We start from the raw sequence: 22,195 nt of genomic DNA, 5'->3' as shown, positions 1-22,195 counted from the left end.
ATTGCCGCTGTTTTGAACAGCGGAAAGGCCACGCGGGAGCCGGGCAAAAAAATGGCGTCCCGGATTTCTCAGGGACGCCAAAGGGAGTCACTACCTCGCTCAATCAATAAGGCAGTAGTGCTGTGCAACTCGCTCGCCGCCGAACCCAATGCCCGGCAACGAAATCAATTCAAAAAACCAAAACCTCGAAACTGGCGCTGCCCCATGCCAGCGACCCCGAGCAAGGGCCGCCCCGCAGCGAAGGGGTGTCCCCCTCCCGCGAAGCGAGAGAGGGGGAAGGCGCAAAGCGCCTCAGGGGGTGTTACTTCTTCCCATCCAGACGATCCTGCATCCGCTTGGCACGCGCTTCCGACGGCGGGTGCGAGCTCATGATCGAGCTCGCGCCGCTGCTGCTGCCGCTCAATTTGGCAAGCTTCTGGAACGCGGTCACGAGACCCTGGCGATTCATCTTCTTTTCGGTCAGCAGGTCGAACGAATAATCGTCGGCTGCGGATTCCTGGGATTGCGAGAACTGGGCGTTGATGACCTTCTCAGCCAGATCGCCCGCCTGCGAACGGGACAGCGCTGCGATCGCGCCGCCGCTGTTGCCGGCGATGGTGCGCGCGGCGGATGCCGCATAGGCCGTCTGCATGCGCGCCTTGCTGTGGCCGAGCCCGACGTGGCCGATTTCGTGGCCGATCACGCCGCGCAGTTCGTCGTCGTTCATCAGGTCCATCAGGCCGCTGTAGACGCGGATGCAACCGTTGGCCATGGCCCAGGCGTTCACGTCATCGGTCATGTAGACCTTGTAGACCGCCTTCTTGCCATTGATGGTGCCGGGCATGCCGGAGATCACCTTGTTCAGGCGCTGGGTGTATTTGCTGTTGCCGGGCGCGATCTTGCTTTGTGCGTCCATGGCTTCGCAGGACTCGTTGGACAGCGTGACGATGTCGGAGTCCGACAGGCTCATGGCCTTCATCGCCGTGGAGCCACCTTCCAGCAGACCACCGACGTTTCCGGACTTCATCGTCTCGCAGCCAGTCAGAGTGAGCCCGCAAGCCAGTGCGACGACTGTCATCAAACGTTTTTTCATCCTCTATCTCCTCTTGTATGTGATCTGATGTAATGGATCATAGCCGTTGTCTATGCGAATCAGGTTTCCATTTGTTATTTGAGGGTTCTGTGACTGGAAGAGGTGTTTTGTGAGGGCTCCATCGGTTCCCAAGTCGACGGGCGAATGCGCAGCCCGCATCGAAAAGTGTGTAAATGCAAACGCAGGCTGGCTTACACTGAGGCGATGCTCTGGGTCAAAGCCTTTCACATCGTCTTTATCGCCAGTTGGTTTGCGGGCCTGTTCTATCTGCCGCGCATCTTCGTGAACCTCGCCATGGTGACGCCGGGCTCGCTTGCCGAGCGTGAGCGTCTGCTGCTCATGGCGCGCAAGCTGTTGCGCTTCACCACCATGATTGCCGTGCCTGCGCTGGGGCTGGGCCTGTGGTTGTGGCTGGGCTATGGCATCGGGCGCGGGCAGGGCTGGATGCACGCCAAGCTGTTCATCGTGCTGCTGGTGATCGGGTATCACCATGCCTGCGCCGTGTTGCTGCGCAAGATCGCCAACGGCCAGTCGACGCGCTCCCATGTGTGGTTCCGCTGGTTCAACGAAGTGCCGGTGTTCCTGCTGCTGGGCGCCGTGCTGCTGGTGGTGCTCAAGCCTTTCTGATGCCGCTGCCGAGCCCGAACGGACATGCACAAGACTTCCGCCTGGCCTCTTGCGTTGATCTATGCGGCGCTGATCGTTTTTGCGAGCCTGTTCCCGTTTGATGGCTGGCGCACGCAGGGCGTGGACCCGCGCGTCTTCCTGTTCGCGAAGATTCCGCCGCCGTACTGGACCTGGTTCGACATCAACACCAACATTGCAGGCTACGCGCCGCTGGGCTTTTTGCTGGCGCTGGCGTTGCTGCGCACGGGCTGGGCGCGCTCGGCTGTGCCGGTGGCGTTTCTGGCGGGCACGCTGCTGTCGCTTGCCATGGAGTTCACGCAGATCTATCTGCCGCGCCGCGTGCCGTCCAACATGGATCTGGCGCTGAACGCGGCGGGCACGCTGCTGGGCGCACTGGTCGCCGCATTGCTGGAAAAGCTGGGCGCGATTGCGCGCTGGAGCCGTTTTCGCGAGCGCTGGTTCGTGCCGCAGGCGCGCGGCGGGCTGGTGCTGTTGGCGATGTGGCCGGTCGCGCTGCTGTTTCCCGCCTCCGTGCCATTCGGGCTCGGGCAGATGTGGGAGCGGCTGGAGATGGTGCTGACGGAATGGTTTTCCGACACGCCGTTCATCGAATGGCTGCCTGTCACCGACGATGTGCTGGAGCCGCTTTCGCCCGGTCGCGAACTGCTGGCGGTGATGCTGGGCATCATGATTCCCTGTCTGCTGGGCTACTGCATCATTCGCGGAGCGGGGCGGCGGGCGATCTTCACGCTGGTGACGGCGGTGGTCGGCGTGGCGGTCACGGCGCTCACGTTCCTGCTGAGCTACGGGCCAAGCCATGCGTGGGAGTGGCAAAGCGTGCCTACGCGCATCGGACTGGGGCTGGGTGTGGGAGGCGCGTTGCTGCTCGTGGCCGTGCCGCGGCGGGTCTGCGCAGCACTGCTTCTGGTGTTGCTGATGCTGCATCTGAATCTGCTCAACCAGGCACCTGCGAGCGCCTATTTCGCCCAGATGCTGCAGGCCTGGGAGCAGGGGCGCTTCATCCGTTTCTACGGCGTGGCGCAGTGGCTGGGCTGGATCTGGCCTTATGCTGCACTGGTGTATGTGGTGATGAGGGTGTCGCGCAAGAGTGAGGACGCCTAGAATCAAGCCATGACCGACAGCACCACGACGCCGGAAGCCAAGACCGGTTACTACAAGCGCCACATCTTCTTTTGCCTGAACGACAGGCAGAACGGCGAGGAAAGCTGTGCGCACCATGGCGCGCAGGATGCTTTCGACCGTTGCAAGTCGGCCGTCAAGGCTGCGGGTCTTGCCGGCCCCGGCAAGGTGCGCGTGAACAAGGCCGGTTGCCTTGACCGCTGCGCAGGCGGCCCGATCGCGGTCGTCTACCCCGAAGAGACTTGGTACACCTATGTCGACGAGAGCGACATCGACGAGATCGTCGAGTCGCACCTCAAGAACGGCGTGGTCGTCGAGCGCCTGCTCACGCCGCCGGAAATCGGCCGCTGATCGCCGCGATTTCACGTATCTCGCTTATTTAGCTCATTTAGCTCATTTAGCTCATTTCATTCCCCAAGCGGCGCAGCCACCACAACGCCTGCGTCGCGTCATCCAACGGTAGATTGACGTGAACGCTCAAACCGAACGCCTGACACTCACCGGCCCCGTGGGCTCCATCGAAGCGCTGCGCGACCAGGCCGCCGTGGCCGACAACGCCGCGCCGCGCGGCATCGCCATCGTCGCCCATCCCCATCCGCTGTTCGGCGGCACCATGGACAACAAGGTCGTGCAGACGATTGCCCGTGCGTTTGTGCAGGACGGCTGGACGACCGTGCGTTTCAACTTCCGCGGCGTGGGCGCGAGCGAAGGCGTGTACGACAACGGCACGGGCGAGCTCGATGATCTGCTCGCAGTGATCGAGCAAGTGGCGCCAGAAGGCCTGATTGCGCTGTCCGGCTTCTCGTTCGGCTCCTTCGTCACCAGCCATGCGGTGGCCAAGCTGGCCACCACGCGCCAGATCGAGAAGGTTGTTCTCGTCGGCACGGCGGCCAGTCGATTCACGGTGGCACCGATTCCGCAGGAACTTCACGAGCGCACGCTGATCGTTCATGGCGAGGCGGACGATACCGTGCCGCTGTCCTCCGTCATGGACTGGGCGCGGCCTCAGATACTCCCGGTTACCGTCGTCCCCGGAGGCGGTCATTTCTTTCACGGACAATTACCGCTGCTCAAGGGACTGGTGCTGAGACATCTGCGCTCCGCCGCCTCGTCGTGAGCCATGCCTGCGCCGCGCGCGGGTCTGTTGCACTTCATTTTGTTGTTTGTTTTGTTTCCGATTGCCTGATTCCATGAAGTCTCTTCTGTCCACGATGCGCAACCTCGCTTGCGCCGCCCTGTTGGCTCCCACGCTGGTGCTGGCCCAGGTTCCCCAACCGCCCGAAATTGCCGCGCGCAACTACATGCTGGTGGACGTGACGGCAGGCCAGGTGCTGGCGGCCAAGGACATCGACGCGCAGATCGAGCCCGCCTCGCTCACCAAGCTGATGTCGGCCTATGTGGTGTTCGATGCGCTGCGCGCCAAGAAGATCAGCCTCGAGCAGACCCTGCCCGTGAGCACCCGAGCCTGGAAGATGCCCGGCTCGCGCATGTTCATCGACCCCAAGATGCAAGTGAAGGTCAACGACCTGATCAGCGGCATGATCATCCAGTCGGGCAACGACGCGACCATGGCGCTGGCCGAAGGCGTGGGCGGCTCCGAAGAGAACTTCGTGCGTCTCATGAACGAGCAGGCCAAGGCGCTCGGCATGACCAACACCAAGTACGTCAACCCGGAAGGCCTGACCGCTCCCGGTCACCTCACCACCGCGCGCGACCTGGCTATCCTCGCGCAGCGCCTGATGAAGGACTTCCCGGAGTACATGCACTACTACGCGACCAAGAACTATCGCTATCCGGGCACGCCTGAGTCGAACAGCTACAACCGCAATTCGCTGCTGTTCCGCGATCCGACCGTCGATGGCCTGAAGACCGGTCACACCAACGCGGCGGGCTACTGTCTCGTGGCGACCTCCAAGCGCGATTTCCCGAACGTCGGCCAGCGCCGTCTGATCTCCATCGTGCTGGGCACCAGCAGCGAATCCGCCCGTGCCAACGAATCGCAGAAGCTCCTGAACTGGGGCTACACCGCGTTCGACTCCGTCAAGCTGTTCGATGCGGGCGCACCTGCCGCCACGCCGGATGTCTGGAAGGGCACACTCAACAAGATCAAGATCGGCCGTCCCGAAGCCATCGTGATCACTGTGCCGTCGGGCAGCGCCGGCAAGGTGACGACCCAGATCGAGCGCCAGGATCCGCTGATCGCCCCGTTCACCAAAGGCCAGAAAATCGGCACCCTCAAGGTCATGCTGGGCGACCAGCAAGTGGGCTCCGTGCCACTGGAAGCGCTGGAAGATGTGCCTCAAGCCGGCATTTTTGGTCGCGCATGGGATGCGATCCGTCTGTGGATCAAGTAATCGAGCGCTTTTTAAAGGATAGCTGACTATCCAGCCAGATCAAGCCTGAAACGCGAATGCCCGTCAGTGATCTGGCGGGCATTCTGCATTGGGGGATGTGATCTGTGCTCGGGGATTCGATGGGCAATTGCAACAGCGATTGCTTGAAATCGGCCAAGCTGATACATTAGAAGGCTTTTCGGAAATTCCGAAGGGATTCACGTTTTCGCTCTGACCGGAAATCGGAGCGAGTAAACCTTTTGCTCTCACGAAGCAAATTCACGTTTAGGGACATTTATTAATGCCAACCATTAACCAACTCGTGCGTCAGGGCCGCACGGTCGAAGTTGTTAAATCCAAGAGCCCTGCTATGGAAAACTGCCCACAGCGCCGTGGCGTGTGCACTCGCGTGTACACCACGACGCCTAAGAAGCCTAACTCCGCTCTGCGTAAGGTTGCCAAGGTTCGCCTGACCAATGGTTTCGAGGTCATCTCGTACATTGGCGGTGAAGGCCACAACCTGCAAGAGCACAGCGTCGTGCTGGTGCGCGGCGGCCGTGTGAAGGATTTGCCAGGTGTGCGTTACCACATCGTGCGCGGCTCCCTTGACCTGCAAGGCGTCAAGGACCGTAAGCAATCCCGTTCCAAGTACGGTGCCAAGAAGCCTAAGGCCAAGTAAGCCCTGGTTTTTTGATCGAACAAGTAGGTGCTGTATCCCGCGTGGCGCGAGATAGAGCGTAGTGACCCGAAGCGCAAGTGTTTTGTGTGGGTCGAGTAAGTGGGAGTCCAGTTTTGGCTCTCGCGGTGTCTGAAAAGATGCCAACTGAAGCAAAGATAGAGGTGAAAAAATGCCACGTCGTCGCGAAGTCCCCAAACGTGAAATTCTGCCGGATCCAAAGTTCGGCAATGTAGAGCTGTCCAAATTCATGAACGTGATCATGGAAGGCGGCAAGAAGGCGGTTGCCGAGCGCATCATTTACGGTGCTCTCGAGCTGATCTCCAAGAAGGCTCCTGAGAAGGATCCTCTGGAAGTGTTCGTCACGGCCATCAACAATGTGAAGCCGATGGTCGAAGTGAAGTCCCGTCGCGTTGGTGGTGCCAACTACCAAGTGCCTGTGGAAGTGCGTCCTGTCCGTCGTCTGGCTTTGTCCATGCGCTGGATCAAGGAAGCCGCTCGCAAGCGCGGTGAGAAGTCGATGGCCCAACGTCTGGCCAACGAACTGGTTGAAGCTACGGAAGGCCGTGGCGGCGCGATGAAGCGTCGTGACGAAGTGCACCGTATGGCCGAAGCCAACAAGGCGTTCAGCCACTTCCGCTTCTAATTTACTGATCGGAAGTCATCAGGGGTTCATCTCCAGACACGATAAAGGCCGCCTGTGTGTTCGTTACACACTGCGGCCTTGTGTTGATTGAGGCCCCTTGAAGACCGAATGGCCGCTCGCATATGCGAGGGCTGTTCAGAAAAACAGCGATCTAACCCAAGGATTCATCATGGCTCGCAAAACCCCCATCGAGCGCTACCGCAATATCGGTATCTCTGCGCACATCGACGCAGGCAAGACAACGACTACCGAACGTATCCTGTTCTACACCGGCGTGACTCACAAGCTGGGTGAAGTGCATGACGGCGCTGCCACCACCGACTGGATGGAGCAAGAGCAAGAGCGTGGTATCACCATCACTTCCGCTGCAGTGACCTGCTTCTGGAAGGGCATGGACCTGTCGTACCCCGAGCACCGCTTCAACATCATCGACACCCCCGGCCACGTTGACTTCACGATCGAAGTGGAACGTTCCATGCGCGTGCTCGACGGCGCTTGCATGGTGTACTGCGCTGTGGGCGGCGTGCAGCCACAGTCCGAAACCGTGTGGCGTCAGGCCAACAAGTACAAGGTGCCACGTCTGGCCTTTGTGAACAAGATGGACCGTACCGGTGCCAACTTCTTCAAGGTCTATGACCAGATGAAGCTGCGCCTGAAGGCCAACCCTGTTCCAGTCGTGATCCCGATCGGCGCTGAAGAAAACTTCAAGGGCGTGGTCGATCTGCTCAAGATGAAGGCCATCATCTGGGACGAAGCCTCGCAAGGCATGAAGTTCGAGTACGAAGACATCCCTGCGAACCTCGTGGAAGATGCCAAGAAGTGGCGCGAAAACATGGTCGAAGCGGCTGCTGAAGCCAGCGAAGACCTGATGAACAAGTATTTGGAAGAGGGCGACCTCACCGAAGAAGAAATCAAGGGTGGCCTGCGCACTCGCACCATCGCTACCGAAATTCAGCCGATGCTGTGCGGTACCGCGTTCAAGAACAAGGGTGTGCAGCGCATGCTGGACGCCGTGATCGACTACCTGCCATCGCCAGTGGATATTGACGATGTGACCGGTACGGATCCTGACGACGAGGAAAAGAAGCTGTCCCGCAAGGCGGACGACAGCGAAAAGTTCTCGGCGCTGGCATTCAAGCTGATGACCGACCCGTTCGTGGGCCAGTTGACCTTCGTGCGCGTCTATTCGGGCGTTCTGACCAAGGGCGACACCGTGTACAACGCGGTGAAGGGCAAGAAGGAACGTATCGGCCGTATCGTGCAGATGATGGCCAACGAGCGTATCGAAGTCGAAGAAATTCGTGCTGGTGACATCGCTGCCTGCGTGGGTCTGAAGGACGTGACGACCGGCGAAACGCTGTGCGACGTTGATCAGCCTATCGTGCTGGAACGCATGGTGTTCCCGGAGCCCGTGATTGCACAGGCTGTGGAACCCAAGTCCAAGGCCGACCAGGAAAAGATGGGTATCGCTCTGTCGCGTCTGGCTGCAGAAGATCCATCGTTCCGCGTGCGTACCGACGAAGAATCCGGTCAGACCATCATCGCCGGTATGGGCGAGCTGCATCTGGAAATCATCGTTGACCGCATGAAGCGCGAATTCAACGTGGAAGCCAACGTGGGCAAGCCACAAGTGGCTTACCGCGAAACGATCCGCAAGAAGGTGGAAGACGTTGACGGCAAGTTCGTTCGTCAGTCCGGCGGTAAGGGTCAGTACGGCCACGTGGTGTTCACGGTCGAGCCACAAGAAGCCGGCAAGGGCTTCGAGTTCGTCGACGCCATCAAGGGCGGTGTGGTTCCACGCGAATACATCCCTGCGGTGGAAAAGGGCGTGATCGAAGCGCTGACGCAAGGCGTGCTGGCTGGCTACCCCGTCGTGGACGTGAAGGTCACTCTGACATTCGGTTCGTACCACGATGTGGACTCGAACGAAATGGCGTTCAAGATGGCCGCTATCTTCGGTTTCAAGGAAGCTGCTCGCAAGGCCAGCCCCGTCATCCTCGAGCCAATGATGGCCGTGGAAGTGGAAACGCCTGAAGACTACGCCGGTACCGTGATGGGCGACTTGTCGTCGCGTCGCGGCATGGTGCAGGGCATGGAAGACATGGTTGGTGGCGGCAAGGCCATCAAGGCAGAAGTGCCACTGTCCGAAATGTTCGGCTACGCAACGTCGCTGCGTTCGCAAACGCAAGGCCGCGCTACCTACACGATGGAATTCAAGCACTACGCTGAAGCTCCTCGCAACGTGGCTGAAGCCATCGTTGCTGCACGCGCCAAGTAATCTGGCGGTGCATTGAACGGATGTCCCGGGTGATCCTGGGGCATCTGTTCAGCCCAAGAATTCGCAAAGTTTTTTGCAATCTGCGATCCGGTGCCCTCCTGTTGCTGCGTGCGGGGGGATCAAGCAATCGGGTGCAGACGTTAAACCTGAACACGCACACTGCTCTTTTGGAGAAAGAAATGGCAAAAGAAAAGTTTGAACGGACCAAGCCGCACGTCAACGTCGGTACCATCGGTCACGTTGACCACGGCAAGACCACGCTGACGGCTGCTATCGCTACCGTTCTGTCGAAGAAGTTTGGCGGCGAAGCCAAGGCTTACGACCAGATCGATGCTGCACCCGAAGAAAAGGCTCGCGGTATTACCATCAATACCGCTCACGTCGAGTACGAAACGGCCAACCGCCACTACGCTCACGTTGACTGCCCAGGCCACGCTGACTATGTGAAGAACATGATCACTGGCGCTGCCCAGATGGACGGCGCTATCCTGGTTTGCTCCGCTGCTGACGGCCCAATGCCCCAGACCCGCGAGCACATCCTGCTGGCCCGCCAGGTTGGCGTTCCTTACATCATCGTGTTCCTGAACAAGTGCGACATGGTCGATGACGAAGAGCTGCTCGAGCTGGTCGAAATGGAAGTTCGCGAACTCCTCGACAAGTACGACTTCCCAGGCGACGACACTCCGATCATCCGCGGTTCCGCCAAGCTGGCTCTGGAAGGCGACAAGGGCGCTCTGGGCGAACAAGCCATCGACAAGCTGGCCGAAGCTCTGGACACCTACATCCCAACGCCTGAGCGCGCTGTGGACGGTGCTTTCCTGATGCCAGTCGAAGACGTGTTCTCGATCTCCGGTCGTGGTACCGTGGTGACAGGCCGTATCGAGCGCGGTATCGTCAAGGTCGGCGAAGAAATCGAAATCGTCGGTATCAAGGACACCCAGAAGACCACGGTCACTGGCGTGGAAATGTTCCGCAAGCTGCTGGACCAAGGTCAAGCTGGCGACAACGTGGGTCTGCTGCTGCGCGGCACGAAGCGCGAAGACGTCGAGCGCGGCCAAGTGCTGTGCAAGCCCGGTTCGATCAAGCCACACACTCACTTCACCGCTGAGGTGTATGTTCTGTCGAAGGACGAAGGCGGTCGCCACACTCCTTTCTTCAACAACTACCGCCCACAGTTCTATTTCCGTACGACTGACGTGACCGGCTCCATCGAGCTGCCAGCAGACAAGGAAATGGTCATGCCTGGTGACAACGTGTCCATCACCGTGAAGCTGATCGCCCCGATCGCCATGGAAGAAGGTCTGCGTTTCGCCATCCGCGAAGGTGGCCGTACCGTCGGCGCCGGCGTGGTTGCCAAGATCATCGCGTAATTCTTGAAACAACAGGAATTACAAAATGTCCAAGCAAAAAATCCGCATTCGCCTGAAGGCCTTCGACTACAAGCTGATCGATCAGTCTGCTGCCGAAATCGTTGACACTGCCAAGCGCACCGGCGCGATCGTCAAGGGTCCAGTGCCCCTGCCGACACGCATGAAGCGTTTCGACATCCTGCGTTCGCCACACGTCAACAAGACGAGCCGTGACCAGCTGGAAATCCGTACGCACCAGCGTCTGATGGACATCGTCGACCCAACCGACAAGACGGTTGACGCTCTGATGAAGCTCGACCTGCCAGCCGGCGTCGACGTGGAAATCAAGCTGCAATAAGCGACTAAGGTTGTTGCGCAAACGGTACGACGAAGGTAGAGCGTCGTACCAGAATAACGCGGGCTTGCTTGAAAAAGCAGTCCGCGTTATACTTTTGAGCTTCGCGTTTTTGTGCTTGAAATTTCAGGCGCAGCCCTTTTTGGGGAGCCGCGGAGTTTTATTAACCTTCTTTCGTGCACATTGTGCTTGGCACTTGAGTGCAAACGTTCTGGCCAATTGAAGTCGGATCGGCGGAAGTACTGGAGAAAACCAATGAGTCTGAGCAACTCCCTCGGGTTGCTGGGCCGCAAGGTGGGCATGATGCGTCTGTTCACTGATGACGGGGATGCAATTCCTGTCACAGTGGTGGATGTTTCGAACAACCGCGTGACCCAGGTGAAAACCCAAGAGAACGATGGCTATGTGTCGCTGCAAGTGACATTCGGTTCGCGCAAGGCATCTCGCGTGACCAAGCCTCAAGCCGGTCACCTCGCCAAGGCGGGTGTGGAAGCCGGTGAAGTGACCCGTGAATTCCGCGTGACCGCTGAAACTGCTGGCAAGTACGCCGCAGGTGCCGTTCTGCCTGTGGCAGAACTGTTCGCAGTGGGCCAAAAGGTTGACGTGCAAGGCACTTCGATCGGTAAGGGCTACGCTGGCACGATCAAGCGTCACAACATGAGCTCGCAACGCGCGTCGCACGGTAACAGCCGTTCGCACAACGTTCCTGGCTCGATCGGTATGGCGCAAGACCCAGGTCGCGTGTTTCCTGGCAAGCGCATGACTGGTCACCTTGGCGACGAAACCGTCACTACCCAAAACCTCGACGTGATTCGTATCGACGAAGCACGTCAACTGCTCTTGATCAAGGGCGCTGTTCCAGGCTCCAAGGGTGGCTTCGTGACAGTGCGTCCAGCAATCAAGGCTGTCGCAGCTGAAGGAGCGAAGTAATGCAACTCGAGCTCCTGAATGAACAAGGTCAGGCCGCATCGAAGATCGATGTGCCGGAAACCATTTTTGACCGTCAATACAACGAAGACCTGGTTCACCAGATCGTTGTTGCCTTCCGCGCCAACGGCCGTCAAGGCACTCGCGCCCAGAAGGACCGCGAGCAGGTCAAGCACTCGACCAAGAAGCCTTTCAAGCAAAAGGGTACTGGCAACGCACGTGCCGGTATGACTTCCTCGCCACTGTGGCGTGGGGGCGGTCGCGTTTTCCCGAATCTGCCTGAAGAAAACTTCACGCAGAAGATCAACAAGAAGATGTACCGCGCCGGTATGGCTTCGATCCTGTCCCAGCTGGCCCGCGACGGTCGTCTGGCAGTGGTCGAATCCCTCAAGCTCGACACTCCCAAGACCAAGGTGCTGGCCGACAAGTTCAAGGCCATGAACCTGGAATCGGTGATGGTGATCGCGGACGAAGTTGACGAAAACCTGTACCTGGCTTCGCGCAACCTCAAGAACGTGTTCGTCGTTGAGCCGCGTTATGCAGATCCAGTGTCGCTGGTGCACTACAAGAAGGTGCTCGTCACCAAGGGTGCCCTCGACAAGCTCAAGGAGATGTTCGCATGAGCCGCACTAATCCGACTACCGCACAACGTACCTTCGAAGAAGGTCGTCTGATGCAAGTGTTGGTCGCTCCCATCGTGTCCGAAAAGGCCACCATGGTTGCTGAAAAGTCCAACGCTGTGACATTCAAGGTGCTGCAGAACGCGACCAAGCCTGAAATCAAGGCTGCCGTTGAACTGATGTTCAAGGTTGAGGTCAAGGGCGTTTCTGTGGTGAACACGAAGGGCAAGACCAAGCGCTTTGGCAAGACCATCGGCCGTCGCGACAACGTTCGCAAGGCTTATGTGCTGCTGAAGGAAGGTCAAGAGCTGAACCTGTCCGGGGAGGCTGCGTAAACCATGGCCGTTATCAAGCTGAAACCAACGACACCGGGCCAACGTGGCACGGTGAAGGTCACACGTGATCACCTGCACAAGGGTGCTCCGTTCGCAGCTCTGCTGGAACCACAATTCCAGAAGGCTGGCCGTAACAACAACGGTCACATCACGACACGCCACAAGGGCGGTGGTCACAAGCACCACTACCGCGTGGTGGACTTCAAGCGCAACAAGGACGGTATCCCCGCCAAGGTTGAGCGCGTTGAATACGACCCGAACCGCACTGCGCACATTGCTCTGCTGTGCTACGCAGACGGCGAACGTCGCTACATCATCGCTCCACGTAACGTGGAAGTTGGTGCAACGCTGCTGTCGGGCGCTGAAGCTCCGATCCGCGTTGGCAACACACTGCCAATCCGCAACATTCCGGTTGGTTCGACCATCCACTGCATCGAACTGAAGCCAGGTGCTGGCGCTCAGATCGCACGTTCCGCAGGTGCTTCGGCAACTCTGCTGGCTCGTGAAGGCACATACGCTCAAGTGCGTATGCGTTCGGGCGAAGTGCGCAAGATTCATATCGAGTGCCGCGCAACGATCGGTGAAGTCGCCAACGAAGAACATAGCCTGCGTCAACTGGGTAAGGCCGGTGTGAAGCGTTGGATGGGTATCCGTCCTACGGTTCGCGGTACTGCCATGAACCCAATCGATCACCCGCACGGTGGTGGTGAAGGTCGCACAGGCGAAGGCCGTCATGCAGTTGACCCATGGGGTAACCTGACGAAGGGCTACCGTACCCGTAACAACAAGCGCACACAGACAATGATCGTGTCGCGTCGTAAGAAGTAAGGGGTAGCAAATGACACGTTCTCTCAAGAAGGGTCCATTTGTTGACCATCACTTGCTGGCAAAGGTCGAAAAGGCCATCGCTACCAAGGATAAGAAGCCAGTCAAGACCTGGTCGCGTCGTTCCATGGTTCTGCCCGATTTCATCGGTTTGACCATTGCTGTGCACAACGGCAAGCAACACGTGCCGGTCTATGTCACCGACCAGATGGTGGGCCACAAGCTGGGCGAATTCGCCCTGACGCGCACCTTCAAGGGTCACCCTGCGGACAAAAAAGTCCAGAAGAAATAAGGAACGACCATGTCTGAAACACGTGCAGTCCTCCGGGGCGTCCGTCTGTCGGTTGACAAGGGTCGCCTGGTAGCGGATCTCATCCGTGGCAAGAAGGTTGACCAAGCTCTGAACACCCTCCAGTTCACACAGAAAAAAGCTGCTGTGATCATCAAGAAGGTGCTCGAGTCGGCAATCGCCAACGCTGAACACAACGACGGTGCTGACATTGACGAACTCCGCGTCAAGACCATCTACGTTGAGCAAGGCACCACACTCAAGCGTTTCACCGCTCGCGCCAAGGGCCGCGGTAACCGCATCAGCAAGCCCACGTGCCATGTGTACGTGACTGTGGGTAACTAAGGCCTAAGGGAAGAAAATGGGACAGAAAATCAACCCAACCGGCTTCCGCCTTGCAGTTAGCCGCAACTGGGCAAGCCGTTGGTACGCAAGCAACCGCGACTTCGCGGGCATGCTGGCCGAAGACATCAAGGTGCGTGAGTACCTGAAGGCCAAGCTGAAGAATGCTGCCGTTTCGCGCATTCTGATCGAGCGTCCAGCCAAGAACGCACGCATCACGATTTACTCGGCTCGTCCGGGCGTTGTGATCGGCAAGAAGGGCGAAGACATCGAGAACCTCAAGAAGGAACTCGCTACTCGTCTGGGCGTGCCAGTTGCAGTGAACATCGAAGAAGTGCGCAAGCCTGAAATCGATGCCAAGCTGATCGCTGACTCGATCACCCAGCAGCTCGAAAAGCGCATCATGTTCCGTCGTGCCATGAAGCGCGCCATGCAAAACGCCATGCGTCTGGGTGCTCAAGGCATCAAGATCATGTCGTCTGGCCGTCTGAACGGTATCGAAATCGCACGTACCGAGTGGTACCGCGAAGGCCGTGTGCCACTGCACACCCTGCGCGCCGACATCGACTACGGCACCTCCGAAGCCAAGACCACCTACGGTGTGATCGGCGTGAAGGTCTGGGTCTACAAGGGTGACACACTGGGTCGCAACGACCTGCCAGCCGTCGAGACACCGCGTCCTGAAGAAGAACGCCGTCCTCGCGGCCCACGTCGCGATGGCCGTGATGGCCGTGGCGATGGTCGCCCAGGTGCAGGCCGTGGTGGTAACCGCCGTCCAGGTGGCTCCAACTCCGCTCCTGCTGATGGCAGCGACAAGCCCGCTGGTGCCGGTGGCACCGACGCAACCGCCGTTAAGCGCGTTCGCAAGACTGACGCGCCCGCTACAGCAGCGGACGGCAAAGGAGAATAAAGATGCTGCAACCTGCACGCCGTAAGTTCCGCAAGGAACACAAAGGCCGCAACACCGGTATCGCCACACGCGGCAACACTGTTGCCTTCGGTGATTTCGGTTTGAAGTCCACGGACCGTGGCCGTCTGACGGCCCGCCAGATCGAAGCTGCTCGTCGTGCGATTTCTCGTCACGTCAAGCGCGGTGGCCGTATCTGGATCCGTGTGTTCCCCGACAAGCCAATCTCGACCAAGCCTGCTGAAGTCCGTATGGGTAACGGTAAGGGTAATCCAGAGTACTACGTCGCTGAAATTCAGCCCGGCAAGGTGCTCTACGAGATCGTTGGCGTGCCGGAAGAACTGGCCCGCGAAGCGTTCCGCCTGGCTGCAGCCAAGCTGCCGCTGCGCACGACATTCGTCGCTCGTCACATTGGCGCTTGATTCAGGAGATCCAAGAAATGACTAAATCTGCTGAACTCCGCCAAAAAGACGTGGCCGGCCTCGAAGCCGAAGTGAAGTCGCTGCAAAAGGCCCATTTCGGCCTGCGCATGCAAAAGGCTACGCAACAGCTGGGTAACACCAACCTGCTGCGCATCACACGCCGCGACATCGCCCGTGCGAAGACCATTCTTGCTGAAAAGCAAGCCGCCAAGTAATTAAGGAGCCGACATGACGGAAGCTAAAAAATCCCTCAAGCGCACCTTGATTGGCAAGGTGGTGAGCGACAAGCGTGAGAAGACCGTGACGGTGCTCGTGGAGCGCCGCGTGAAGCACCCGATCTATGACAAGATCATGATCAAGTCGAGCAAGTACCACGCGCACGACGAAAAGGGTGAATACAAGATGGGTGACACCATCGAAATCACGGAAAGCCGCCCGCTGTCCAAGACCAAGAACTGGGTTGCTACCCGCTTGGTGCAAAAGGCTGTTCTGGTGTAAGCCTTAAAGGCTCCACCGGCTGCAAGGCCTGAAGAAACGACCCACAATGTGGGTCGTTTTTGTTTTTGGGCCTTCCTGCTCGATTCTTCTTCGACTGGCCCAAAATTCATTCACTTCAACAAGGAGCAAAGCATGATCAAAGTTGGCGACACACTTCCCGCAGCAACGCTGATGGAATATTCCGAAGTAGAAGGCAATGGCTGCAGCCTGGGCCCGAACCCGGTTGATGTGCAGAAGGCAACGGCTGGCAAGACGATTGCCCTGTTTGCAGTGCCCGGCGCTTTCACTCCCACCTGCTCGGCCAAGCACGTGCCCGGCTTCGTCGAGAAGGCTGCCGAATTCAAGGCTGCTGGCGTCGATGAGATCTGGTGCCTGTCCGTGAACGACGCGTTCGTGATGGGCGCATGGGCCCGCGACCAGAAGACCGACGGCAAGGTGCGCATGCTGGCCGACGGCGACGCCGCTTTCGCCAAGGCCACTGGCCTGACGCTGGATCTGAACGGCAAGGGTCTGGGTCTGCGCAGCAACCGTTACTCCATGCTGGCCAAGGATGGCAAGGTTGTGACGCTGAACGTCGAAGGTCCAGGCAAGTTCGAAGTGAGCGATGCCGAGACCCTGCTCAAGCAAGCCAAGGCTTGATTCTTGATGTGTTGAGTTCTTTTTGAACTCATCTCGAAAAGGCCTGCAGATATTGTTCTGCGGGCCTTTTTCGTTTTTGCCTTGTGGCGGAGCGAGGATCTGTTGAGCGTTGGCAGTCTTCGTTTTGAGGTGACGATATGGTCCCTCATGCTTTGTTGCAGAAGCCTGACCAAGGGCAACTTGTCTTGGATGCCCCCGCGCACCGCATCCGTGATTCCGGCGATCTGCGGCGTTGCAGAGCCTCGCAATAGCGGTGCTATTGCTGCGTTCTGCGCTTTGCATCTCATCCAGAATCACGGCGCGCTGCATCGGGTTCACCCAAGACAAGTTGCCCAGCGTACTGTCTGCGGCTTTGCGTCGCGCCTGAGGGGCCATCTCGTCATTGTGGCTAGTGGTTCGAAGGCCCTTTTTGCTGCGGAGCTTGCTGGTTTGAATACCAATTTGTTCTCGCTTGGCGACTACATTTGAGGGATTCCAAGGAGCATTGAATGAGTGAAAAAAACGCTTTGAAGGTTGCGGTGGTTGTCGCTGGCGGCAGTGGCATGGGGGCGGCTGCGGCGCGCAAGTTGCGGGCGGATGGGTTTGAGGTGGCGATTCTGTCGTCGTCGGGCAAGGGCGAGGCGCTGGCTGCCGAGCTCGGTGGGCTGGGCGTGACGGGCTCGAACCAGAACGTGGCGGACATCCAGAAGCTGGTGGATGCGGTGATGGCGCGCTGGGGGCGCATCGATGTGCTGGTGAATGGCGCGGGACATGGTCCCAAAGGGCCGTTGCTGGAGATTTCGGACGCGGACTGGATCAAGGGCCTGGAGGTGTATTTCCTCAATGTCGTGCGCGCGGTGCGCATCGTCGCGCCGATCATGCAGAAGCAAGGTGGTGGCTCGATCGTGAACATTTCCACCGCGTGGACCTTCGAGCCTTCGGAGATGTTTCCCACTTCGGCGATGGCGCGCTCCGGGCTGGCGGCGTTCACCAAGATCTTCTGCGATCAGTATGCCAAGGATGGCATCCGCATGAACAACGTGCTGCCGGGCTGGATCGACAGCCTGCCAGCCAAGGAAGAGCGCCGTGCGGCCGTGCCCATGCAGCGCTATGGCAAGGCGGAGGAGGTGGCCGCGACCATCGCATTTCTGGCGTCGGATGCGGCGAGCTACATCACCGGGCAGAACCTGCGCGTGGATGGTGGCCTGATGCGTGGCGTTTGACGGACGTTCAAGAGGAAACAGCATGCCTGCCCAGATTCTGATCAGTTCTTGCCTGATGGGCATGCCGGTGCGTTACGACGGCGGCAGCAAGCGTTGCTTGCACCCGGTTCTGGCGCGTTGGCAGGATGAGGGTCGGCTGCTCTGGCTGTGCCCTGAATCGGAGGGCGGTCTGCCCACGCCAAGACCGCCTGCGGAGATCACCAGCGGTGCGTCAGGCGCGAGCGTGCTTCTGGGGCAGGCTCGCGTGCTCGACAGCGAGGGGAGCGATGTCTCCACGGCGTTTGTGCGCGGCGCGGAGGCCGCAGTGAAGGCTGCGCTTGCCGCTGGCATTCGCGTTGCTGTGCTCAAGGAGGGCAGTCCTTCTTGTGGCAGTGCGTGGATTGCTGACGGCAGCTTCACGGGCGTGCGTGTGGCGCGTGAAGGGGTGACTGCAGCGGGGTTGAAAGCCGTTGGCGTTCAGGTGTTCAGCGAGAACCAGTTGGACGAGGCGGCTGCCTGTCTGGCCGAGATCGAGCGCATGTCAGCTGAGTCAGCCGAGTCGTCTCAGCAGAGATCGACCTTGAGGTAGTGCGAGCCCGCCACGGGGTTGTGATAGTACGGCGGGATTTCCTCGAAACCCAGATCGGCGTAGAGCGCGCGGGCGGACTCCATGCCGTCGAGCGTGTCGAGCAGCACGCAGGCGTAGTCGGAGAGGCGAGCGGCGTCGAGGATGCTCTCTGCCAGCGTGCGCCCGAGGCCAAAACCACGAAATGCCTTGCGCACGTACAGACGCTTCATCTCGGCGGCGTTGCTGTAGTCAGCGGAGTCCAGCGGACGCAGGGCGCAGCAGCCCGCAAGGCTGCCATCGACATAGGCGAGCACGATCTGGCCGCGCGGAGCGGCGTATTCACCGGGCAGGGTGGCGAGTTCTTCTTCGAAATCCTGAAACGACAGGTCGACGTCAAGCGTGCCTGCGTACTCACGGAAGATGTCACGCACCACTTCCATCTCGTGGGGTTGCGTGGCAATGGTCAGGGATATGGAGGGTGGGTGCTCGTCCACGGGCAATCAGGGGCGCAGGGGAGGTCGATTCGTGGCTGCACCAGGCGGCCAGCCGTCGATCTGCGCGCAAAACAACGATGGCCCAGTGTAGTCGCTGCGCCCGCCGGACTAGGCTCAGAATGACCCTAATGTGGACACCCACCAAGCCAGTCCACCGGCAGCGGCCAGCAGGATCAGTGCGACGATGCGCGTGGCTGCGCTGTCGCGCGAGGGGCGGGTGGTGGTGGGCAACTGCTTGTCGCCGGTGACCATGGGTCCGACCAGCTTCTTGCCGCGCAGGGCGTAGATCACGATGGCCAGCACATGCAGGCCGACGAGAACGTAGAGCAGGTACTGCCCGATCTTGGCGTGCCACCAGGTGGCGGTGCTCACCAGATCGCCCGAGACAAAGCGGGTGAGGGGGCCGGAGACCGAGATTTCATCGTCGCTGGTCAATCCCGTGGCGACCTGCACGACCAGCGCCAGCAGCAGCGCGAACACCGACAGCGCGCCCAGCGGCGAGTGGCCTGCCGAATGGTCTTCCTTGCCGCTAAGATGCCGCGCAAACTGGCCCGGCGTGAACAGAAAGCTCTTGAAGCGCGACCAGTAACCGCCGACGAGGCCCCAGACAATGCGGAACACCAGCAGCGCCAGCACGCAGTAGCCGAGCCGGAAATGCCAGTCCATCGCGTTCATCTTGGCGGTGATCACCAGCGAAACGACGCAGGCGGCCAGAACCCAGTGAAACAAGCGTGTGGGCAGGTCCCAGATGCGGATGGAGGTGTTTTGCATGCCGTGGTTTCCGTGGTGTGGTTGTATGAAAAAAGCGCAACCCGCGTGCACTTCCGATAGGAAGCGGACACAATGGCCGATGATAGTGGGCAAGGGGTGAACGTGTCATGCGTCTCGCTTAAGCTGGGTCAGGGACTCGGCTGCGTTGCCCGCTATTGTGTTTGCGCTCCCACCATCCCTCCAAAAATGAAAGGTCGCCCCGATGAAATACAAAGCTCTAGCCACGATTCTTGCTGCCTCGGCCTGCACGATGTTCGCCCTGCCAGCCTCGGCCCAGTTTGCCAAGGCGGAGGACGCCATCAAGTACCGCCAGAGCGCGCTGTTCGTCATGGGACAGCATTTCGGCCGACTCGGCGCCATGGCTCAAGGCAAGATCCCGTTCGATGCCAAGGCCGCGCAGGAAAACGCCGATGTCGTGGCCGCGATGGCCAAGTTGCCATGGGCCGGTTTCGGTCCGGGCTCGGAAAAGGGCGCGCCGAACAAGGCCAAGGATGACATCTGGCTGGAGCCCGAAAAGTTCAAGGAGCATGCCGACAAGCTGGTGGCCGAATCCGCCAAGCTGGCCGCCGCCACCAAGACCGGCACGCTCGAAGGCATGAAGGCCGCGTTTGGTGCCACAGCCAACACCTGCAAGTCCTGCCACGACGCGTATCGCAACAAGTAAGCGGTCGACGCATCCAAAAGCAAGAGGCCGATTCCAGCGATGGAATCGGCCTCTTGCTTTATGTCGGGAGACAGTGCGATCAGGCTTCGGCGAGCAGCTTTTCGATGAGCTTGTGCAGTTCGGCAAAGTCGGGCGCTCCGAGGAAGGACTTCACGATCTTGCCCTGCTTGTCCACGATGAAGGTGGAGGGCGTGAGCTTCACGTCGCCCCAAGCCTTGGCGTTGGCACCGGTGTTGTCGATGGCGATCTGGAAAGGCAGCTTGCGCGATTCGGCGTAGTTCACCACGTAGGCTGGCGGGTCGTACTGCATGGCGACGGCCAGCGTGTCGAAACCCTTGTCCTTGTACTTCTGGTAGGTGCTGACGATCTCGGGCATCTCGGCCACGCAGGTGGTGCAGCTTGTGGCCCAGAAGTTCACCAGCGTCACGCGGCCCTTCATCTGCTCGGTGGTCTTGGTGGAGCCATCGAGCAGCACAAACGTCGATTGCGGCGCGGGCGATGTGCCGGTGCCGAGAAAAACCCAGGCGCCAGCGCCTGCAAATGCCGCCACCACGGCGGCGGCCAGCCACTTTTTGAGATTCATTTCATCGTTCCTGAGAGGACGCGCCGCTCGCGGGTCACGCGCAGCATGGACGTCGAACTTCGACTCCCATTGTGCCGCAACCGGCTTGCCGGGGCTTTCATCGATAGAGCGCCCTTGTGGGGAAAAGTTCTATCGCAAGGCGCGGATGGGAGTGGCCCGCTGTGCCGCAAAACACGCTGCCCCCATAATCGCCGCATGCAAGCAACAGGCCATTCTGAGCAAACCACCACGCGACGGTCTTTTCGCGCTCTGGCTTTGGGAGTGGGGGCGGCCTTGCTGCTGGCGGGCTGCAATCCTTCGCTGAACTGGCGCAATGTGCCGGTCGAGAGCGCCCATCTGACCGTGTCGCTGCCTTGCAAGCCCGATCACGGCACAAAAACGGTGGAGCTGGGCAGCGACAAGATCGAGCTTTCGATGGTCGGCTGCGAGGCCAAGGGGGCGCTGTTTGCCATGTCGTGGATGGAGCTGAGCGATCCGTCGCGGATCAGCATGGTGCTCGGCCTGTGGCACGACGCCGTGCGCGCGCAGTTGCAATTGCCCAGGCAGACACCGGGAACACCGCCCGACGAGCGCGCTTTCTCTCGCAAGGGCGGGCTGAATCTGCCGCAGTCAGTGCGCATGCAGACCACCGGCCGCAAGCCCGATGGCGGCAATGTGCAGGTCGATGCCGTGTGGTTTGCGCGGCTCAACGGTGGCAAGGTGCAGTTGGTGCATGCGGTGGTCTACGCCGACAAGCGGGACGACGCCATGGCCGACAGCTTTCTGGAGTCGATCACGCTGCAATAGCGTCGTGACATGCGCTTTGTGCGCAGCTTTCTTTCTCCATGAAAACCCGAGTCGCAACGATTGTTTGCCTCTTGCGCAGCCGGTTTCGCCAGCGCGGACAACGTGCAGACTTGGCATCGCGCCATAATGCCCCCAGATACCTTCCAACATGACGACGCATATCCTCATCATCGCTCACGCACCCTTGGCACACGCACTGCGCGAATGTGCGTTGCACGTGTTTCCCGAGTGCGAGGACGAGGTGCTGGCTCTGGACGTTCCGCCCAACGAGCCGCCGGAAGAAACACAGGCCGCAGCGCAGGCCATGCTCGACCAGCATGCGGGCCCGGTGCTGCTGCTGACCGATGTGTTCGGTGCAACGCCCTGCAACGTGGCCCAGCGCCTCACCGACGGGCAGCGTGTGCGCCTGATCTGTGGCGTCAATCTGCCCATGCTGCTGCGCTCGGTTTGCTATCGCCGTGAAGAGATGGAGTCGCTGGTGTCGCGTGCCATGGCGGGTGGTACGCAGGGTGTGATGCAGGTCGCACCGGCCGCACCGCAGAATCAGGTTCGAATGAGCAGTTCTACAAATGATCAAGAAAAACATCATCATCAGCAATAAGTTGGGACTGCACGCGCGTGCATCGGCAAAGCTCACCAAGCTGGCTGGCAGTTGCCCTTGCGACGTCTGGATCTCGCGCGGCGAACGCCGTGTGAATGCCAAGAGCATCATGGGCGTCATGATGCTCGCGGCGGGCATCGGCACCGAGATCGAGATCGAGACCGATGGCGAGCAGGAAGCGGAATCGATGGACGCGCTGATCGCGTTGATCGACGGAAAGTTTGGCGAAGGCGAATGAGTGAATCGGGTCTGTCGGGCGGATGTGCG

The 22,195-nt window shown here is 59.7% G+C and carries 32 protein-coding genes; 28 read left to right on the top strand and 4 right to left on the bottom strand.

Features of this window, described 5'->3' with window-relative positions; all coding sequences use genetic code 11:
* Nucleotides 1-301: 301 nt before the first annotated feature.
* Nucleotides 302-1,072 (bottom strand): M48 family metallopeptidase, encoded by a 771-nt coding sequence (locus tag G7048_RS09740; protein ID WP_166067939.1) that lies wholly within the window; start codon nt 1,070-1,072, stop codon nt 302-304.
* 204 nt (nt 1,073-1,276) lie between these two features.
* On the opposite strand from G7048_RS09740, the gene G7048_RS09735 reads away from it, so the two are divergent.
* From G7048_RS09735 to G7048_RS09620, 24 genes are all read left to right on the top strand, one after another.
* Nucleotides 1,277-1,699, top strand: a complete 423-nt coding sequence (locus G7048_RS09735; protein ID WP_166067938.1) for a CopD family protein — start codon at nt 1,277-1,279, stop codon at nt 1,697-1,699.
* Nucleotides 1,700-1,723: 24 nt separating this feature from the next.
* Nucleotides 1,724-2,821 (top strand): VanZ family protein, encoded by a 1,098-nt coding sequence (locus tag G7048_RS09730; protein WP_166067937.1) that lies wholly within the window; start codon nt 1,724-1,726, stop codon nt 2,819-2,821.
* A gap of 9 nt (nt 2,822-2,830) precedes the next feature.
* Nucleotides 2,831-3,190, top strand: coding sequence for a ferredoxin (locus G7048_RS09725; RefSeq protein WP_166067936.1), 360 nt, complete (start codon nt 2,831-2,833; stop codon nt 3,188-3,190).
* A gap of 118 nt (nt 3,191-3,308) precedes the next feature.
* Complete coding sequence (locus G7048_RS09720) at nt 3,309-3,956, top strand: alpha/beta hydrolase (protein ID WP_166067935.1); 648 nt, start codon at nt 3,309-3,311, stop codon at nt 3,954-3,956.
* 73 nt (nt 3,957-4,029) lie between these two features.
* Nucleotides 4,030-5,193 (top strand): D-alanyl-D-alanine carboxypeptidase family protein, encoded by a 1,164-nt coding sequence (locus tag G7048_RS09715; protein ID WP_166067934.1) that lies wholly within the window; start codon nt 4,030-4,032, stop codon nt 5,191-5,193.
* A gap of 280 nt (nt 5,194-5,473) precedes the next feature.
* The gene (gene rpsL / locus G7048_RS09710; RefSeq protein ID WP_012202325.1) at nt 5,474-5,851 is read left to right on the top strand and encodes a 30S ribosomal protein S12; all 378 of its coding nucleotides are present in this window, start codon (nt 5,474-5,476) and stop codon (nt 5,849-5,851) included.
* A 169-nt stretch (nt 5,852-6,020) separates the two neighbouring features.
* Nucleotides 6,021-6,494 carry a 30S ribosomal protein S7 gene (gene rpsG / locus G7048_RS09705; RefSeq protein WP_166067933.1) on the top strand — a complete coding sequence of 158 codons (474 nt, stop codon included), beginning with the start codon at nt 6,021-6,023 and terminating at the stop codon, nt 6,492-6,494.
* A gap of 169 nt (nt 6,495-6,663) precedes the next feature.
* Entirely contained in the window at nt 6,664-8,772 is a 2,109-nt protein-coding gene (gene fusA / locus G7048_RS09700) for an elongation factor G (RefSeq protein WP_166067932.1), read from the top strand.
* A gap of 179 nt (nt 8,773-8,951) precedes the next feature.
* A complete protein-coding gene (gene tuf / locus G7048_RS09695) occupies nt 8,952-10,142 on the top strand; it encodes an elongation factor Tu (protein WP_166067931.1) in 1,191 nt (396 codons plus the stop codon).
* 25 nt (nt 10,143-10,167) lie between these two features.
* Nucleotides 10,168-10,479, top strand: a complete 312-nt coding sequence (rpsJ, locus tag G7048_RS09690) for a 30S ribosomal protein S10 (RefSeq protein ID WP_005796953.1) — start codon at nt 10,168-10,170, stop codon at nt 10,477-10,479.
* A 252-nt stretch (nt 10,480-10,731) separates the two neighbouring features.
* Entirely contained in the window at nt 10,732-11,406 is a 675-nt protein-coding gene (gene rplC / locus G7048_RS09685; RefSeq protein ID WP_166067930.1) for a 50S ribosomal protein L3, read from the top strand.
* Entirely contained in the window at nt 11,406-12,026 is a 621-nt protein-coding gene (gene rplD, locus G7048_RS09680; protein ID WP_166067929.1) for a 50S ribosomal protein L4, read from the top strand. The genes rplC and rplD overlap by 1 nt, the downstream gene beginning before the upstream one ends.
* A complete protein-coding gene (rplW, locus tag G7048_RS09675) occupies nt 12,023-12,358 on the top strand; it encodes a 50S ribosomal protein L23 (RefSeq protein ID WP_166067928.1) in 336 nt (111 codons plus the stop codon). Before rplD ends, rplW begins: the two co-directional genes overlap by 4 nt.
* A 3-nt stretch (nt 12,359-12,361) precedes the next feature.
* Nucleotides 12,362-13,186 (top strand): 50S ribosomal protein L2, encoded by an 825-nt coding sequence (rplB, locus tag G7048_RS09670; protein WP_166067927.1) that lies wholly within the window; start codon nt 12,362-12,364, stop codon nt 13,184-13,186.
* A gap of 10 nt (nt 13,187-13,196) precedes the next feature.
* A complete protein-coding gene (gene rpsS / locus G7048_RS09665) occupies nt 13,197-13,475 on the top strand; it encodes a 30S ribosomal protein S19 (RefSeq protein WP_047349368.1) in 279 nt (92 codons plus the stop codon).
* A gap of 9 nt (nt 13,476-13,484) precedes the next feature.
* A complete protein-coding gene (gene rplV, locus G7048_RS09660) occupies nt 13,485-13,817 on the top strand; it encodes a 50S ribosomal protein L22 (protein WP_123295387.1) in 333 nt (110 codons plus the stop codon).
* 16 nt (nt 13,818-13,833) lie between these two features.
* A complete protein-coding gene (gene rpsC / locus G7048_RS09655) occupies nt 13,834-14,724 on the top strand; it encodes a 30S ribosomal protein S3 (RefSeq protein ID WP_166067926.1) in 891 nt (296 codons plus the stop codon).
* A 2-nt stretch (nt 14,725-14,726) separates the two neighbouring features.
* On the top strand, nt 14,727-15,143 hold the full coding sequence (gene rplP, locus G7048_RS09650) for a 50S ribosomal protein L16 (RefSeq protein WP_166067925.1): 417 nt from the start codon (nt 14,727-14,729) through the stop codon (nt 15,141-15,143).
* Nucleotides 15,144-15,160: 17 nt separating this feature from the next.
* The gene (rpmC, locus tag G7048_RS09645) at nt 15,161-15,358 is read left to right on the top strand and encodes a 50S ribosomal protein L29 (protein WP_166067924.1); all 198 of its coding nucleotides are present in this window, start codon (nt 15,161-15,163) and stop codon (nt 15,356-15,358) included.
* A 13-nt stretch (nt 15,359-15,371) separates the two neighbouring features.
* On the top strand, nt 15,372-15,641 hold the full coding sequence (gene rpsQ, locus G7048_RS09640) for a 30S ribosomal protein S17 (protein WP_166067923.1): 270 nt from the start codon (nt 15,372-15,374) through the stop codon (nt 15,639-15,641).
* A 132-nt stretch (nt 15,642-15,773) separates the two neighbouring features.
* Nucleotides 15,774-16,280 carry a peroxiredoxin gene (locus tag G7048_RS09635; RefSeq protein ID WP_166067922.1) on the top strand — a complete coding sequence of 169 codons (507 nt, stop codon included), beginning with the start codon at nt 15,774-15,776 and terminating at the stop codon, nt 16,278-16,280.
* Nucleotides 16,281-16,469: 189 nt separating this feature from the next.
* Nucleotides 16,470-16,748: a hypothetical protein gene (locus G7048_RS09630; protein WP_166067921.1), complete on the top strand. Its 279-nt coding sequence runs from the start codon at nt 16,470-16,472 to the stop codon at nt 16,746-16,748.
* A gap of 20 nt (nt 16,749-16,768) precedes the next feature.
* Entirely contained in the window at nt 16,769-17,482 is a 714-nt protein-coding gene (locus tag G7048_RS09625; protein WP_166067920.1) for an SDR family oxidoreductase, read from the top strand.
* A gap of 22 nt (nt 17,483-17,504) precedes the next feature.
* Nucleotides 17,505-18,050 carry a DUF523 domain-containing protein gene (locus G7048_RS09620; RefSeq protein ID WP_166067919.1) on the top strand — a complete coding sequence of 182 codons (546 nt, stop codon included), beginning with the start codon at nt 17,505-17,507 and terminating at the stop codon, nt 18,048-18,050.
* Here G7048_RS09620 and G7048_RS09615 read toward each other — a convergent pair.
* Entirely contained in the window at nt 18,026-18,469 is a 444-nt protein-coding gene (locus G7048_RS09615; RefSeq protein WP_166070899.1) for a GNAT family N-acetyltransferase, read from the bottom strand. The two genes, G7048_RS09620 and G7048_RS09615, sit on opposite strands and share 25 nt — an antisense overlap.
* Nucleotides 18,470-18,637: 168 nt before the next feature.
* Nucleotides 18,638-19,294 carry a cytochrome b/b6 domain-containing protein gene (locus G7048_RS09610; protein WP_166067918.1) on the bottom strand — a complete coding sequence of 219 codons (657 nt, stop codon included), beginning with the start codon at nt 19,292-19,294 and terminating at the stop codon, nt 18,638-18,640.
* A gap of 202 nt (nt 19,295-19,496) precedes the next feature.
* Between G7048_RS09610 and G7048_RS09605 the strand changes: the two genes are divergently transcribed.
* Nucleotides 19,497-19,958, top strand: a complete 462-nt coding sequence (locus G7048_RS09605) for a cytochrome c (protein WP_166067917.1) — start codon at nt 19,497-19,499, stop codon at nt 19,956-19,958.
* A gap of 79 nt (nt 19,959-20,037) precedes the next feature.
* Here the strand turns inward: G7048_RS09605 and G7048_RS09600 are convergent, their stop codons facing one another.
* On the bottom strand, nt 20,038-20,541 hold the full coding sequence (locus tag G7048_RS09600; RefSeq protein ID WP_166067916.1) for a TlpA disulfide reductase family protein: 504 nt from the start codon (nt 20,539-20,541) through the stop codon (nt 20,038-20,040).
* 195 nt (nt 20,542-20,736) lie between these two features.
* Here G7048_RS09600 and G7048_RS09595 point away from each other — a divergent pair, with 195 nt between their 5' ends.
* The 3 genes from G7048_RS09595 (at nt 20,737) to G7048_RS09585 (ending at nt 22,166) form a co-directional block, all read left to right on the top strand.
* Nucleotides 20,737-21,327, top strand: coding sequence for a hypothetical protein (locus G7048_RS09595; RefSeq protein WP_240933227.1), 591 nt, complete (start codon nt 20,737-20,739; stop codon nt 21,325-21,327).
* Nucleotides 21,328-21,475: 148 nt separating this feature from the next.
* Nucleotides 21,476-21,928, top strand: coding sequence for a PTS sugar transporter subunit IIA (locus G7048_RS09590; protein ID WP_166067915.1), 453 nt, complete (start codon nt 21,476-21,478; stop codon nt 21,926-21,928).
* A complete protein-coding gene (locus G7048_RS09585; protein ID WP_166067914.1) occupies nt 21,897-22,166 on the top strand; it encodes an HPr family phosphocarrier protein in 270 nt (89 codons plus the stop codon). Before G7048_RS09590 ends, G7048_RS09585 begins: the two co-directional genes overlap by 32 nt.
* The last annotated feature ends 29 nt before the right edge of the window (nt 22,167-22,195 follow it).

This window comes from Diaphorobacter sp. HDW4B (assembly GCF_011305535.1).
Lineage (GTDB): Bacteria > Pseudomonadota > Gammaproteobacteria > Burkholderiales > Burkholderiaceae_C > Diaphorobacter_A.
This window is presented reverse-complemented; position numbering and strand designations above follow the sequence as displayed.

What these genes read in the sequence shown, in the direction of transcription:
- G7048_RS09740 (WP_166067939.1), bottom strand. Translation starts at nt 1,072, where the DNA reads ATGAAAAAACGTTTGATGACAGTCGTCGCACTGGCTTGCGGGCTCACT.
- G7048_RS09735 (WP_166067938.1), top strand. Translation starts at nt 1,277, where the DNA reads ATGCTCTGGGTCAAAGCCTTTCACATCGTCTTTATCGCCAGTTGGTTT.
- G7048_RS09730 (WP_166067937.1), top strand. Translation starts at nt 1,724, where the DNA reads ATGCACAAGACTTCCGCCTGGCCTCTTGCGTTGATCTATGCGGCGCTG.
- G7048_RS09725 (WP_166067936.1), top strand. Translation starts at nt 2,831, where the DNA reads ATGACCGACAGCACCACGACGCCGGAAGCCAAGACCGGTTACTACAAG.
- G7048_RS09715 (WP_166067934.1), top strand. Translation starts at nt 4,030, where the DNA reads ATGAAGTCTCTTCTGTCCACGATGCGCAACCTCGCTTGCGCCGCCCTG.
- rpsL (WP_012202325.1), top strand. Translation starts at nt 5,474, where the DNA reads ATGCCAACCATTAACCAACTCGTGCGTCAGGGCCGCACGGTCGAAGTT.
- rpsG (WP_166067933.1), top strand. Translation starts at nt 6,021, where the DNA reads ATGCCACGTCGTCGCGAAGTCCCCAAACGTGAAATTCTGCCGGATCCA.
- fusA (WP_166067932.1), top strand. Translation starts at nt 6,664, where the DNA reads ATGGCTCGCAAAACCCCCATCGAGCGCTACCGCAATATCGGTATCTCT.
- tuf (WP_166067931.1), top strand. Translation starts at nt 8,952, where the DNA reads ATGGCAAAAGAAAAGTTTGAACGGACCAAGCCGCACGTCAACGTCGGT.
- rpsJ (WP_005796953.1), top strand. Translation starts at nt 10,168, where the DNA reads ATGTCCAAGCAAAAAATCCGCATTCGCCTGAAGGCCTTCGACTACAAG.
- rplC (WP_166067930.1), top strand. Translation starts at nt 10,732, where the DNA reads ATGAGTCTGAGCAACTCCCTCGGGTTGCTGGGCCGCAAGGTGGGCATG.
- rplD (WP_166067929.1), top strand. Translation starts at nt 11,406, where the DNA reads ATGCAACTCGAGCTCCTGAATGAACAAGGTCAGGCCGCATCGAAGATC.
- rplW (WP_166067928.1), top strand. Translation starts at nt 12,023, where the DNA reads ATGAGCCGCACTAATCCGACTACCGCACAACGTACCTTCGAAGAAGGT.
- rplB (WP_166067927.1), top strand. Translation starts at nt 12,362, where the DNA reads ATGGCCGTTATCAAGCTGAAACCAACGACACCGGGCCAACGTGGCACG.
- rpsS (WP_047349368.1), top strand. Translation starts at nt 13,197, where the DNA reads ATGACACGTTCTCTCAAGAAGGGTCCATTTGTTGACCATCACTTGCTG.
- rplV (WP_123295387.1), top strand. Translation starts at nt 13,485, where the DNA reads ATGTCTGAAACACGTGCAGTCCTCCGGGGCGTCCGTCTGTCGGTTGAC.
- rpsC (WP_166067926.1), top strand. Translation starts at nt 13,834, where the DNA reads ATGGGACAGAAAATCAACCCAACCGGCTTCCGCCTTGCAGTTAGCCGC.
- rplP (WP_166067925.1), top strand. Translation starts at nt 14,727, where the DNA reads ATGCTGCAACCTGCACGCCGTAAGTTCCGCAAGGAACACAAAGGCCGC.
- rpmC (WP_166067924.1), top strand. Translation starts at nt 15,161, where the DNA reads ATGACTAAATCTGCTGAACTCCGCCAAAAAGACGTGGCCGGCCTCGAA.
- rpsQ (WP_166067923.1), top strand. Translation starts at nt 15,372, where the DNA reads ATGACGGAAGCTAAAAAATCCCTCAAGCGCACCTTGATTGGCAAGGTG.
- G7048_RS09635 (WP_166067922.1), top strand. Translation starts at nt 15,774, where the DNA reads ATGATCAAAGTTGGCGACACACTTCCCGCAGCAACGCTGATGGAATAT.
- G7048_RS09630 (WP_166067921.1), top strand. Translation starts at nt 16,470, where the DNA reads ATGCCCCCGCGCACCGCATCCGTGATTCCGGCGATCTGCGGCGTTGCA.
- G7048_RS09625 (WP_166067920.1), top strand. Translation starts at nt 16,769, where the DNA reads ATGAGTGAAAAAAACGCTTTGAAGGTTGCGGTGGTTGTCGCTGGCGGC.
- G7048_RS09620 (WP_166067919.1), top strand. Translation starts at nt 17,505, where the DNA reads ATGCCTGCCCAGATTCTGATCAGTTCTTGCCTGATGGGCATGCCGGTG.
- G7048_RS09615 (WP_166070899.1), bottom strand. Translation starts at nt 18,469, where the DNA reads ATGGAAGTGGTGCGTGACATCTTCCGTGAGTACGCAGGCACGCTTGAC.
- G7048_RS09610 (WP_166067918.1), bottom strand. Translation starts at nt 19,294, where the DNA reads ATGCAAAACACCTCCATCCGCATCTGGGACCTGCCCACACGCTTGTTT.
- G7048_RS09605 (WP_166067917.1), top strand. Translation starts at nt 19,497, where the DNA reads ATGAAATACAAAGCTCTAGCCACGATTCTTGCTGCCTCGGCCTGCACG.
- G7048_RS09600 (WP_166067916.1), bottom strand. Translation starts at nt 20,541, where the DNA reads ATGAATCTCAAAAAGTGGCTGGCCGCCGCCGTGGTGGCGGCATTTGCA.
- G7048_RS09595 (WP_240933227.1), top strand. Translation starts at nt 20,737, where the DNA reads ATGCAAGCAACAGGCCATTCTGAGCAAACCACCACGCGACGGTCTTTT.
- G7048_RS09590 (WP_166067915.1), top strand. Translation starts at nt 21,476, where the DNA reads ATGACGACGCATATCCTCATCATCGCTCACGCACCCTTGGCACACGCA.
- G7048_RS09585 (WP_166067914.1), top strand. Translation starts at nt 21,897, where the DNA reads ATGATCAAGAAAAACATCATCATCAGCAATAAGTTGGGACTGCACGCG.